Genomic DNA, 13,047 nt, shown 5'->3' with positions numbered 1-13,047 from the left:
GCGGCCCTTGGAGGGCAAAGCCCTCCCAGCATGCTTTCAGGCGGTAATGATGCTACGGATATCCGCCGCAAGCTCGCGCACGCGCGCTTCCTCGGTATCCCACGAACACATGAAGCGCGCCCCGCCGCTACCAATGAAGGTATAGAACCGCCACCCCTTGCCCCGCAGCGCTTCGATCGCATGCTCCGGCATCTGCAGGAACACCCCGTTGGCCTCCACCGGGAACATCAGCTCCACCGCTGGCAAGTCACTCACCAGCGAGGCCAGCAGCTGCGCGCAATGGTTGGCGTGGTTGCCATGGCGCAACCAGGCGCCATCTTCCAGCAGGCCCACCCAGGGCGCCGACAAAAAGCGCATTTTCGACGCCAGTTGCCCGGCTTGCTTGCAGCGGTAGTCGAAGTCTTCGGCCAGCTGGCGGTTGAAGAACAGGATCGCCTCACCCACCGCCATGCCGTTCTTGGTGCCGCCAAAGCACAGCACATCGACGCCGGCCTTCCAGGTCAGCTCGGCCGGGCTGCAGCCCAGGAACGCGCAGGCATTGGTAAAGCGCGCGCCGTCCATGTGCAGGTTCAGGCCCAGCTCCTTGCAGGTGGCGCTGATCGCCTTCAGCTCGTCGGGGCGGTACACCGTGCCCACTTCAGTGGCCTGGGTAATGGTCACCACGCGGGGCTTGGGGTAGTGGATGTCTTGGCGCTTGAGCGCCACTTCGCGGATCGACTGCGGCGTCAGCTTGCCGTTGACGCTGGCCGCCGTCAGCAGTTTGGAGCCGTTGGAGAAGAACTCCGGCGCGCCGCATTCATCGGTTTCGACGTGGGCGGTCTCGGAGCAGATCACGCTGTGGTAGCTCTGGCACAGCGAGGCCAGGGCCAGGGAGTTGGCGGCAGTTCCGTTGAAGGCGAAGAACACCTCGCAGTCGGTTTCGAACAGGTTGCGGAAGTATTCCGAGGCGCGCTCGGTCCACTGATCGTCGCCATAGGCGCGGTCGTGGCCGTGGTTGGCCTTCTCCATCGCTGCCCAGGCTTCGGGGCAGATACCGGAATAGTTGTCGCTGGCGAATTGTTGGCTCTTATCTGTCATGACACGGTCCTGTGAACGACGCAGAACAGCACTCTAAACCATCGATTCAGCGGTTGCCTATACAAGCTGTGCATTGGCGGATTTCTGGGTTATCTGTGCTGGCCTCTTCGCGGGTAAACCCGCTCCCACAGGGATACCACAAGCCTTCAGAGCACCACCGTACCTGTGGGAGCGGGTTCACCCGCGAAAGGGCCGGCACAAACGGCACAACAACGAATGTCGTAAACGCGCCATTGCAAGGCGTGCGCAGGCATCTGACCCGACCCCGCCAGTCATACCATCGCCACAAAGGGCCACAGTGCCTTACGACAAAAAACGATCGCTGCCGGGAGATACACGATGTTCAGCAAGCAAGACCAGATCCAGGGTTACGACGACGCACTGCTGGCGGCGATGAATGCCGAAGAACAGCGCCAGGAAGATCACATCGAGCTGATCGCCTCGGAGAACTACACCAGCAAGCGCGTCATGCAGGCCCAAGGCAGCGGCCTCACCAACAAATACGCCGAAGGCTACCCGGGCAAGCGCTACTACGGTGGCTGCGAGCACGTGGACAAGGTAGAAGCCCTGGCCATCGAGCGCGCCAAGCAGCTGTTCGGTGCCGACTACGCCAACGTCCAGCCGCACTCCGGCTCGTCGGCCAACGGCGCGGTCTACCTGGCCCTGCTGCAGGCCGGTGACACCATCCTCGGCATGAGCCTGGCCCACGGCGGCCACCTGACCCACGGCGCCAAAGTGTCGTCCTCGGGCAAGCTGTACAACGCTGTGCAATACGGCATCGACACCAACACCGGCCTGATCGACTACGACGAAGTCGAGCGCCTGGCGGTCGAGCACAAGCCGAAAATGATCGTTGCCGGTTTCTCGGCTTACTCCAAGACCCTCGACTTCCCTCGCTTCCGCGCCATCGCCGACAAGGTCGGTGCGCTGCTGTTCGTCGACATGGCCCACGTTGCCGGCCTGGTTGCCGCTGGCCTGTACCCGAACCCGATCCCGTTCGCCGACGTGGTCACCACCACCACCCACAAGACCCTACGTGGCCCGCGTGGTGGCCTGATCCTGGCGAAGTCCAACGAAGAGATCGAGAAGAAGCTCAACGCCGCTGTATTCCCAGGCGCCCAGGGCGGCCCGTTGATGCACGTCATCGCCGCCAAGGCCGTGTGCTTCAAGGAAGCGCTGGAGCCAGGCTTCAAGGCCTACCAGCAGCAAGTGATCGAAAACGCCCAGGCCATGGCCCAGGTGTTCATCGACCGTGGCTACGACGTGGTGTCTGGTGGCACCGACAACCACCTGTTCCTGGTCAGCCTGATCCGTCAGGGCCTTACCGGTAAAGATGCCGACGCCGCCCTGGGCCGCGCGCACATCACCGTCAACAAGAACGCCGTGCCGAACGACCCGCAGTCGCCGTTCGTCACCTCGGGCCTGCGCATCGGCACCCCGGCCGTCACCACCCGTGGCTTCAAGGTCGCCCAGTGCGTGGCCCTGGCCGGCTGGATCTGCGACATCCTCGACAACCTCGGTGACGCAGACGTCGAAGCCGATGTGGCGAAGAACGTCGCGGCGCTGTGCGCAGATTTCCCTGTTTACCGCTGAGTGGAGTCACACACCATGCAACGTTACTCGGGCTTCGGCCTTTTCAAGCACTCCCTCAGCCACCACGAGAACTGGCAGCGCATGTGGCGCACGCCAACCCCTAAAAAGGTGTACGACGTGGTCATCGTCGGCGGTGGCGGCCATGGCTTGGCCACGGCCTACTACCTGGCCAAAGAGCACGGCATCACCAACGTCGCCGTGATCGAGAAGGGTTACCTGGGCGGCGGCAACACCGCCCGTAACACCACCATCGTGCGTTCCAACTACCTGTGGGACGAGTCGGCCCACCTGTACGAGCACGCCATGAAGCTGTGGGAAGGCCTGTCCCAGGACCTCAACTACAACGTGATGTTCTCCCAGCGCGGCGTCTACAACCTGTGCCACACCTTGCAGGACATGCGTGACTCCGAGCGCCGTGTCAGCGCCAACCGCCTGAACGGCGTGGATGGCGAGCTGCTGAACACCGCCCAGGTCGCGGCCGAAATCCCGTACCTGGACTGCTCGAAGAACACCCGTTACCCGATCCTTGGCGCAACCGTGCAGCGCCGTGGCGGCGTGGCCCGTCACGATGCCGTGGCCTGGGGCTTCGCCCGTGCTGCCGACGCCCTGGGCGTTGACCTGATCCAGCAAACCGAAGTGATCGGCTTCCGCAAGGAAAACGGCGCGGTCATCGGCGTGGAAACCAACAAAGGCTTCATCGGCGCCAAGCGCGTCGGCGTAGTCACCGCTGGTAACTCCGGGCACATGGCCAAGCTGGCCGGCTTCCGCCTGCCGCTGGAATCGCACCCGCTGCAAGCGCTGGTATCCGAGCCGATCAAGCCGATCATCGACAGCGTGATCATGTCCAACGCCGTACACGGCTACATCAGCCAGTCCGACAAGGGCGACCTGGTGATCGGTGCCGGTATCGACGGCTGGGTCGGCTACGGCCAGCGCGGTTCGTACCCGGTGATCGAGCACACCCTGCAGGCCATCGTCGAAATGTTCCCCAACCTCTCGCGCGTGCGCATGAACCGCCAGTGGGGCGGCATCGTCGACACCTCGCCGGACGCCTGCCCGATCATCACCAAGACCCCGGTCAAGAACATGTTCTTCAACTGCGGTTGGGGCACTGGCGGCTTCAAGGCGACCCCGGGTTCGGGCAACGTCTTCGCCGCGAGCCTGGCCAAGGGCGAAATGCACCCATTGGCCGCGCCGTTCTCCATGGACCGTTTCTACAACGGCGCACTGATCGACGAACACGGCGCCGCCGCCGTCGCCCACTAACCGGAGACACCGTCATGTTGCATATTTTCTGTCCCCACTGCGGCGAGCTGCGCTCCGAAGAAGAGTTCCACGCCTCTGGCCAGGCGCACATCGCCCGCCCGCTGGACCCTAACGCCTGCTCCGACGAGGAGTGGGGTACCTACATGTTCTACCGTGACAACCCGCGCGGTATTCACCATGAACTGTGGGACCACGTTGCCGGCTGCCGCCAGTACTTCAACGTCACTCGCGACACCGTGACCTACGAAATTCTGGAAACCTACAAGATTGGCGAGAAGCCGCAAGTGACCGCCAATGGTAAAGCGGCGAACGCACCGTCGACCGTCAAAGGCCAAGGGGAAAAAGTATGAGCCAGACCTATCGCCTCGCCAGCGGCGGCCGTATCGACCGCAGCAAGGTCCTGAACTTCACCTTCAACGGCAAGACCTACCAGGGTTATGCCGGCGACAGCCTGGCCGCCGCGTTGCTGGCCAACGGTGTCGACATCGTTGGCCGCAGCTTCAAGTACTCGCGCCCACGCGGCATCATCGCCGCCGGCACCGAAGAGCCGAACGCCATCCTGCAGATCGGCTCCAGCGAAGCCACCCAGATCCCTAACGTGCGTGCCACCCAGCAGGCGCTGTACGCAGGCCTGGTCGCTACCAGCACCAACGGCTGGCCGAACGTCAACAACGACGTCATGGGCATCCTCGGCAAGGTAGGCGGCAGCATGATGCCGCCGGGCTTCTACTACAAAACCTTCATGTACCCGAAATCGTTCTGGATGACGTACGAGAAGTACATCCGTAAGGCAGCAGGCCTTGGCCGTGCGCCGCTGCAGAACGACCCGGACAGCTACGACTACATGAACCAGCACTGCGACGTGCTGATCGTCGGCGCCGGCCCTGCAGGCCTGGCTGCCGCACTGGCCGCTGCGCGCAGCGGTGCCCGCGTGATCCTGGCCGACGAGCAGGAAGAGTTCGGCGGTAGCCTGCTCGACACCCGCGAAACCCTTGACGGCAAGCCTGCCGCCGACTGGGTCAACGCCGTGGTCAAAGAGTTGGAAGGCCTGCCGGAAGTAACCCTGCTGCCACGTGCCACGGTCAACGGCTACCACGACCATAACTTCCTGACCATTCATGAGCGCCTCACCGACCACCTCGGCGACCGCGCCCCGATCGGCCAGGTTCGCCACCGCGTGCACCGTGTGCGTGCCAAGCGTGTGGTACTGGCGCCCGGCGCCCATGAGCGCCCGTTGGTGTATGGCAACAACGACGTGCCGGGCAACATGCTGGCCGGTGCCGTGTCCACCTACATTCGCCGCTACGGTGTGGCCCCTGGCCGCAAGCTGGTGCTGTCGACCAACAACGACCATGCCTACCGCGCCGCGCTGGACTGGCACGACGCCGGCCTGCAGGTGGTCGCCATCGCTGATGCCCGCCACAACCCACGTGGCTCGCTGGTTGAAGAGGCCCGTGCAAAAGGCATTCGCATCCTCACTTCCAGCGCCGTGGTCGAGGCCAAAGGCAGCAAGCACGTCACCGGCGCCCGCGTGGCGGCCATCGATGTGCAGGCGCACAAAGTCACCAGCCCAGGCGAAACCCTCGAGTGTGACCTGATCGCGTCCTCGGGCGGTTACAGCCCGATCGTCCACCTCGCCTCGCACTTGGGCGGTCGCCCGGTATGGCGTGACGACATTCTCGGCTTCGTGCCGGGCGATGCACCGCAGAAACGCGAATGCGTCGGGGGCATCAACGGTGTCTACGCCCTTGGCGATGTGATTGCCGATGGTTTCGAAGGCGGTGTGCGCGCAGCTACCGAAGCGGGCTTCAAGGCAACCGTTGGCACCCTGCCAAAAACCGTGGCGCGCAAGGAAGAGGCCACCGTGGCATTGTTCCAGGTGCCGCACGACAAAGGCACCAAAGGGCCGAAGCAGTTCGTCGACCAGCAGAATGACGTGACTGCAGCGGGTATCGAGCTGGCCACCCGTGAAGGCTTCGAGTCGGTCGAGCACGTCAAGCGCTACACCGCGCTGGGCTTCGGTACCGACCAGGGCAAACTGGGCAACATCAACGGCCTGGCCATCGCCGCCCGTTCGATCGGCATCACCATCCCGGAAATGGGCACCACCATGTTCCGCCCCAACTACACGCCGGTCACCTTCGGCGCGGTAGCGGGCCGTCACTGTGGTCACCTGTTCGAGCCCGTGCGCTTCACTGCCTTGCATGCCTGGCACGTGAAGAACGGCGCCGAGTTCGAAGACGTCGGCCAGTGGAAGCGCCCGTGGTACTTCCCGAAAGCCGGCGAAGACATCCATGCCGCCGTGGCCCGTGAATGCAAGGCCGTACGCGACAGCGTGGGCCTGCTGGACGCCTCGACCCTGGGCAAGATCGACATCCAGGGCCCGGACGCCCGTGAGTTCCTCAACCGTATCTACACCAACACCTGGACCAAGCTCGACGTGGGCAAGGCCCGCTACGGCCTGATGTGCAAGGAAGACGGTATGGTCTTCGACGACGGCGTAACCGCCTGCGTCGGCGACAACCACTTCATCATGACCACCACCACCGGCGGCGCCGCGCGCGTGCTGCAGTGGATGGAGCTGTACCACCAGACTGAATGGCCGGAGCTGAAGGTGTACTTCACCTCGGTCACCGACCACTGGGCCACCATGACCCTGTCCGGCCCCAACAGCCGCAAGCTGCTGAGCGAGCTGACCGACATCGACATGGACAAGGAAGCCTTCCCGTTCATGACCTGGAAGGAAGGCAACGTTGGCGGCGTACCGGCCCGTGTGTTCCGTATCTCGTTCACCGGCGAGCTGTCGTACGAAGTCAACGTGCAGGCCAACTACGCCATGGGCGTGCTGGAACAGATCATTGAGGCCGGCAAGAAGTACAACCTGACCCCGTATGGCACCGAGACCATGCACGTACTGCGTGCCGAGAAGGGCTTCATCATCGTTGGCCAGGACACCGACGGTTCGATGAACCCGGACGACCTGAACATGAGCTGGTGCGTTGGCCGCAACAAACCGTTCTCGTGGATCGGCCTGCGTGGCATGAACCGCGAAGACTGCGTGCGTGAGAACCGCAAGCAGCTGGTAGGCCTGAAGCCGGTCGACCCGACCAAGTGGCTGCCGGAAGGCGCTCAGTTGGTATTCGACCCGAAACAGCCGATCCCGATGGACATGGTTGGCCACGTCACCTCCAGCTATGCCTCCAACTCCCTGGGCTACTCGTTTGCCATGGGTGTGGTCAAAGGCGGCCTCAAGCGCATGGGCGAGCGAGTCTACTCGCCGCAGGCGGATGGCAGCGTGATCGAGGCGGAGATCGTGTCTTCGGTGTTCTTCGATCCGAAGGGTGAGCGGCAGAACGTCTAAAGGCCCCCGGATGGCAAACGGTGCCGGGCTGGTAATGAGGGCCCTGTGGGAGCGGGTTCACCCGCGAAGAGGGCGGTGAATCCACCCTCGCATTCGCGGGTAAACCCGCTCCCACAGGATGCACCACCCGCCATGGCACCGCATGCGACCTACAGAATTCAAGGCAGGTAAGAAATGAGCGCTATCAACGTCTTCCAGCAAAACCCCGGCGCCGAGGCCAAGGCCCAGTCGCCACTGCACCACGCCGACCTGGCCAGCCTGGTTGGCAAAGGCCGCAAGAACGCAGGCGTGACCCTGCGTGAACGCAAGTTCCTCGGCCACCTCACCCTACGTGGTGATGGCCACAACCCGGAGTTCGCCGCCGGCGTGCACAAGGCCCTGGGCCTGGAGCTGCCCGTGGCGCTGACCGTGGTCGCCAACAACGACATGTCGCTGCAATGGGTCGGCCCTGACGAGTGGCTGCTGATCGTGCCCGGCGGCCAGGAACTGGCGGTCGAGCAAAAGCTGCGCGCGGCCCTTGACGGCCAGCATATCCAGGTGGTCAACGTCAGCGGCGGGCAAAGCCTGCTGGAGCTGCGCGGCCCGAACGTGCGCGAAGTGCTGATGAAGTCCACCAGCTATGATGTTCACCCGAACAACTTCCCGGTGGGCAAGGCTGTCGGCACCGTGTTCGCCAAATCGCAACTGGTGATCCGCCGCACCGCCGAAGACACCTGGGAGCTGGTGATTCGCCGCAGCTTCGCCGACTACTGGTGGCTGTGGCTGCAGGACGCTTCGGCCGAGTACGGCCTGAGCATCGAGGCTTAAGGAGAGCAGAACATGAGTCGGGCACCGGATACCTGGATTCTCACCGCCGACTGCCCGAGCATGCTCGGCACCGTCGACGTGGTGACGCGTTACCTCTTCGAGCAGCGCTGCTACGTGACGGAGCACCACTCCTTCGATGACCGGCAGTCTGGGCGGTTCTTCATTCGCGTGGAGTTCCGTGCCCCTGATGGCTTCGACGAGGACGGCTTTCGCGCCGGCCTCGCCGAGCGCAGCGAAGCGTTCGGCATGGCTTTCGAGCTGACCGCCCCGAACCACCGCCCCAAGGTGGTGATCATGGTGTCCAAGGCCGACCACTGCCTGAACGACTTGCTGTATCGCCAGCGCATCGGCCAGCTGGGCATGGACGTGGTCGCGGTGGTGTCCAACCACCCCGACCTCGAACCTTTGGCCCAGTGGCACAAGATTCCCTACTACCACTTTGCCCTCGACCCCAAGGACAAGCCTGGGCAAGAGCGCAAAGTGCTGCAGGTGATTGAGGAGACCGGCGCCGAGCTGGTCATCCTTGCCCGCTACATGCAGGTGTTGTCGCCCGAGCTGTGCCGGCGCCTGGATGGCTGGGCGATCAACATTCACCATTCGTTGTTGCCTGGGTTCAAGGGTGCCAAACCTTATCACCAGGCGTACAACAAGGGCGTGAAGATGGTTGGGGCCACGGCGCACTACATCAATAACGACCTGGACGAAGGGCCGATCATTGCCCAGGGCGTGGAGGTGGTGGACCACAGCCATTACCCGGAAGACCTGATTGCCAAAGGGCGCGACATCGAGTGCCTGACCTTGGCGCGGGCTGTGGGGTATCACATCGAGCGGCGCGTGTTCCTCAACGCCAACCGGACGGTCGTTCTCTGAACAATTCTGGGGCTGCTGCGCAGCCCTATCGCGACACAAGGCCGCTCCTACAGGCGATCGCGTACCCCTGTAGGAGCGGCCTTGTGTCGCGATAGGGCCGCAAAGCGGCCCCAGCTTTTGGTCTGCCGTAAAAAGGCATCCCCCTGTCGTTTTCAGTCAGTGCATCTCGCCCCATCAGGCCCACAATTCCCTGCATTCCAGAAACACATGCCGCCCATGGATGGCGGCGCGTTCAACCACCGCTGCATAAATAAAAATCAAGCGAGGTAAGAGCATGTCTGGCAATCGTGGAGTGGTATATCTCGGCGCCGGCAAGGTCGAAGTGCAGAAGATCGACTACCCGAAAATGCAGGACCCGCGCGGCAAGAAGATCGAACACGGCGTCATCCTCAAGGTGGTCTCCACCAACATCTGCGGCTCCGACCAGCACATGGTCCGTGGCCGTACCACTGCCCAGGTCGGCCTGGTTCTGGGCCATGAAATCACTGGTGAAATCGTCGAGAAGGGCAGCGACGTCGAGCGCATGCAGATCGGTGACCTGGTATCGGTACCGTTCAACGTCGCCTGTGGCCGCTGCCGCTCGTGCAAAGAGATGCACACCGGTGTTTGCCTCACCGTTAACCCAGCCCGTGCTGGTGGTGCCTACGGCTATGTCGACATGGGCGACTGGACTGGCGGCCAGGCTGAATACGTGCTGGTGCCTTACGCCGACTTCAACCTGCTGAAACTGCCAGAGCGCGACAAGGCCATGGAAAAGATCCGTGACCTGACTTGCCTCTCCGACATCCTGCCAACCGGCTACCACGGTGCCGTGACTGCTGGCGTAGGCCCAGGCAGCACCGTTTACGTCGCGGGCGCTGGGCCAGTCGGCCTGGCCGCCGCTGCCTCGGCCCGCCTGCTGGGCGCTGCCTGCGTGATCGTGGGCGACCTGAACCCTGCCCGCCTGGCCCACGCCAAGTCCCAGGGCTTCGAGGTGGTCGACCTGTCCAAGGACACCCCGCTGCATGAGCAGATCGTCGACATCCTCGGTGAGCCAGAAGTGGACTGCGCCGTTGACGCCGTTGGCTTCGAAGCCCGTGGCCATGGTCACGAAGGTGCCAAGCATGAAGCCCCGGCCACTGTACTGAACTCGCTGATGCAGGTGACCCGCGTTGCCGGCAGCATCGGTATTCCAGGCCTGTACGTGACCGAAGACCCGGGTGCGGTGGATGCCGCCGCCAAGATCGGCGCACTGAGCATCCGCTTCGGCCTGGGCTGGGCGAAGTCGCACAGCTTCCACACCGGCCAGACCCCGACCATGAAGTACAACCGCCAGCTGATGCAGGCGATCATGTGGGATCGGATCAATATTGCTGAGGTGGTGGGTGTGCAGGTGATCAACCTGGATCAGGCGCCAGAAGGGTATGGCGAGTTTGATGCGGGTGTGCCGAAGAAGTTTGTAATTGACCCGCACAAGATGTGGGGTGCGGCTTAAGGCCAAATAAAGATGCCCTCTTTTGAGGGCATCTTTACACTATCAAGAGTTCGACTTTCTGATCTCGCGCCTGGCATCAGCAGGTAGTGTGGTAGTCGGCCAATTTGGCGTAATGCCTTTGCGCCAAAGCGCTTCGCCAATCTGGGACAATTTCTCATTTTTGTTCATGAGCGCTGCGGCCCTAGCCAGATAATTCAAGGCTGGGGCTCTGTCGCCTTCGTCATGCAGTCTGGTTAACACGCCAATCTCCGCGCGATTGCGCTTGAATGTCTGCATATCCATTGCCCGGACGTGAGCTACTTCAGTACTGCTGCCTGGGTTTTGGAATAGCTCAAACACCCTGATGTGGGTACGCCCTTCAGTGACCGAGTTGTCGGCTTTTACCCTGCGAGGCATCTGCAATTTTGTGTCAATAAGTGCCTTTCGATGAGCTGTTCTGTTGAAATCTAACGGCTTCAACCAGGAACCAGCGGAAATCGCTGCATTCTTGCTAGTCCTCATTATCTGACCATTAGCTAGGTAAACACGCATGTGGCCGCTTTGGTCGCTGCTGTTTACTGGGTCGCCCTCACAATAGCAGTAAGCGTTCAGGCCCCCCTGACCAAAAGGGCTCCAGTTATCTGCAGCAACAAAGCGTCCGAGACGTGGTGAGTAGGCGCGGTATCCAAGCCCAAGCAGATAGCAGTTCGAACCAATGTCGAAAACCTCACCATTGAAGCCAGTCGTAGTCCTTAACGAGGGCAGAGATGGGTCGTGCCCATAGGCTGAGTAAGGGTGGTCCTCCTTATCACCTTCGCTCTCAACACTGAGAACCGAACCCTTATCGTTGGTGGCCAGCAATGCAATGCTGCGGTCTCCATTCGTCTGCTGCTCAGCCAGCGGTTGTTCCGCATTGCGGAAGATGGCGCGATGCTTATCGACTTGTTTCACGGTGATCAGCTTGTCGCCCTGGTAGAAGAAAAGCGAACAATTCGACGCTTTGCTCATGATTCAAGTCTCTGCCGTGCTGGATAAATGGAGGCTGCTTGATGCCCATTCTGAACAGTCGCAGGGATTTTGATACTGGTAGAAATATCAGGTGTTGGCCGAATGCGGCGCGCTGAGCGTCTGCTTTGGCCAGGGTTGGGCGAAGTCGCACAGCTTCCACACTGGCCAGCCACTGACCATGAGGTACAACTGCCAGCTGATGCAGGCGATCATGTGGGGCCGGATCAATATTGCTTGAAGTGGTGGGCGTGCAGGTGATCAACCTGGATCAGGCGCCGGAAGGGTATGGTGAGTTTGATGCGGGTGTGCCGAAGAAGTTTGTGATTGATTCGCATAAGATGTGGGGTGCGGCGTAACAACCGTCGAGTAAATAGAGCCCCTCAGATCGAGGGGCCCTTTTCATGACAGATCCAATGCCTTAACTAACCTCCAGGCATATTCCGCTCTTGCAGGCGCGAGCTTGCTTGCGAAGATGCCAGCCTCGGCCCCCAACCGGCAAGAGCTTTGCCACACTACGAGCTCGCTCGCAGTATTGCGTTTGCATTTTCTAAGTCGCTAGTAAGCTGTTTGTGGTGTTCGTTATAAGTACGATATTTTTCTAGGTGGGCTGAGTGCTTGGTTGTTATATCGGTAAGTTTTGCGCGCGCCTCGGAGATGCGAGATTCAATATCAGCTATTGTGTTTTTTACAGCGCGGCGATCTTTGGTCCAGTTAAGCGCGTCAGTATATGTTTTTAGCGAGGCGTTGCCTTTATCTATGATGGCTTCAAGATTTTCAGCTTCTTGTATCGGGCGTCCATGTGAGTGTTTTATTTGATTTATTCTTGCGCGAGTCCGATCGATTTCACCTGTTTGTTCGTCTATGAAACCTTTTAGGTGAATTTTTTCTGACTCGCTCAAGGCCGGGGCAGATACGAATCTCTTATTACCTTGAATATTTTCCACTCTGTAGAGCTTACCGTTCACGACACGTCTCGACTTGGTCAGCGTGAGTGCTACAGGGGTTCGCAGTGGGTTTCTCGCTTGGCCGGACGGGTCGGTGTAATTAATCGGGTCGTTTGAACAGTAGGCATAAGCATTCACACCGCCTCGACCAAACGGACTTTTCCCGTCTGGCGAAATGAAGCGCATTAACTGAGGCATATAAGCTCGGTATCCGTTGCCGAGCATATAGATTGAAGCATGATTTTGCGCTAACTCACCATTGTAACCAAGTAGGAACGGCAGATTGGTTGCATGGCCGTATGGGGAGTATTGAGTGGCTATGTTATTCACTTCGCTCGCGCTGTATATGGAGTTCTTGTCGTCGACAAGCAGTAGTTTTGCTTCGCTTGTTTCAGAAGTTTTTTGGCCGAGGGGCCGTGAATCAGTGCCAAAAATGGTTGTGCTGCTGGAGCTGGAAACTTTGGTTACAGTATTGTGGTTTCGATAGAAAAACGCTGCGGTAGAGGGTTTTCTCTTCATGATCGTTACCTCAAATTCTAAGCACGGCTGATTTGAATTTTTATTATTTAGGAGCCGTCTGCCAACGGCTACTGGCAGAAATGACAGGTCACTCATAGCCCAGCGTGTACTCGATCTTGATCCAGGAACAAACCACTAATGTTGCGGTC

At 60.7% G+C, this 13,047-nt stretch carries 10 protein-coding genes and 1 pseudogene; 8 read left to right on the top strand and 3 right to left on the bottom strand.

Features of this window, described 5'->3' with window-relative positions; genetic code table 11:
* Positions 1–36 precede the first annotated feature (36 nt).
* On the bottom strand, positions 37–1,077 hold the full coding sequence (locus tag Q9451_RS29165; RefSeq protein WP_012270118.1) for a low specificity L-threonine aldolase: 1,041 nt from the start codon (positions 1,075–1,077) through the stop codon (positions 37–39).
* Between the two features lie 339 nt (positions 1,078–1,416).
* Between Q9451_RS29165 and Q9451_RS29160 the strand changes: the two genes are divergently transcribed.
* From Q9451_RS29160 to fdhA, 7 genes are all read left to right on the top strand, one after another.
* Positions 1,417–2,670, top strand: coding sequence for a serine hydroxymethyltransferase (locus tag Q9451_RS29160; RefSeq protein ID WP_003255681.1), 1,254 nt, complete (start codon positions 1,417–1,419; stop codon positions 2,668–2,670).
* A gap of 15 nt (positions 2,671–2,685) precedes the next feature.
* Positions 2,686–3,936: a sarcosine oxidase subunit beta family protein gene (locus Q9451_RS29155; protein WP_003255680.1), complete on the top strand. Its 1,251-nt coding sequence runs from the start codon at positions 2,686–2,688 to the stop codon at positions 3,934–3,936.
* Between the two features lie 14 nt (positions 3,937–3,950).
* Entirely contained in the window at positions 3,951–4,286 is a 336-nt protein-coding gene (locus Q9451_RS29150) for a sarcosine oxidase subunit delta (protein ID WP_012270119.1), read from the top strand.
* Complete coding sequence (locus Q9451_RS29145; RefSeq protein WP_012270120.1) at positions 4,283–7,297, top strand: sarcosine oxidase subunit alpha; 3,015 nt, start codon at positions 4,283–4,285, stop codon at positions 7,295–7,297. The genes Q9451_RS29150 and Q9451_RS29145 overlap by 4 nt, the downstream gene beginning before the upstream one ends.
* A gap of 174 nt (positions 7,298–7,471) precedes the next feature.
* The gene (gene soxG / locus Q9451_RS29140) at positions 7,472–8,104 is read left to right on the top strand and encodes a sarcosine oxidase subunit gamma family protein (protein ID WP_012270121.1); all 633 of its coding nucleotides are present in this window, start codon (positions 7,472–7,474) and stop codon (positions 8,102–8,104) included.
* A gap of 12 nt (positions 8,105–8,116) precedes the next feature.
* A complete protein-coding gene (gene purU / locus Q9451_RS29135) occupies positions 8,117–8,974 on the top strand; it encodes a formyltetrahydrofolate deformylase (protein ID WP_012270122.1) in 858 nt (285 codons plus the stop codon).
* Positions 8,975–9,248: 274 nt separating this feature from the next.
* Positions 9,249–10,448 carry a formaldehyde dehydrogenase, glutathione-independent gene (fdhA, locus tag Q9451_RS29130; RefSeq protein WP_012270123.1) on the top strand — a complete coding sequence of 400 codons (1,200 nt, stop codon included), beginning with the start codon at positions 9,249–9,251 and terminating at the stop codon, positions 10,446–10,448.
* Positions 10,449–10,490: 42 nt separating this feature from the next.
* On the opposite strand, the gene Q9451_RS29125 is transcribed toward fdhA, so the two are convergent.
* Positions 10,491–11,435 carry an RHS repeat-associated core domain-containing protein gene (locus tag Q9451_RS29125; RefSeq protein WP_012270124.1) on the bottom strand — a complete coding sequence of 315 codons (945 nt, stop codon included), beginning with the start codon at positions 11,433–11,435 and terminating at the stop codon, positions 10,491–10,493.
* A 97-nt stretch (positions 11,436–11,532) separates the two neighbouring features.
* Here Q9451_RS29125 and Q9451_RS29120 point away from each other — a divergent pair.
* A pseudogene (locus Q9451_RS29120) lies at positions 11,533–11,791 on the top strand (formaldehyde dehydrogenase, glutathione-independent); the annotation flags it as partial.
* Positions 11,792–11,947: 156 nt separating this feature from the next.
* Here the strand turns inward: Q9451_RS29120 and Q9451_RS29115 are convergent.
* Complete coding sequence (locus tag Q9451_RS29115; protein ID WP_012270125.1) at positions 11,948–12,898, bottom strand: RHS repeat-associated core domain-containing protein; 951 nt, start codon at positions 12,896–12,898, stop codon at positions 11,948–11,950.
* Positions 12,899–13,047: the final 149 nt, after the last annotated feature.

The organism is Pseudomonas sp. NY8896 (genome assembly GCF_039634505.1).
This window is presented reverse-complemented; position numbering and strand designations above follow the sequence as displayed.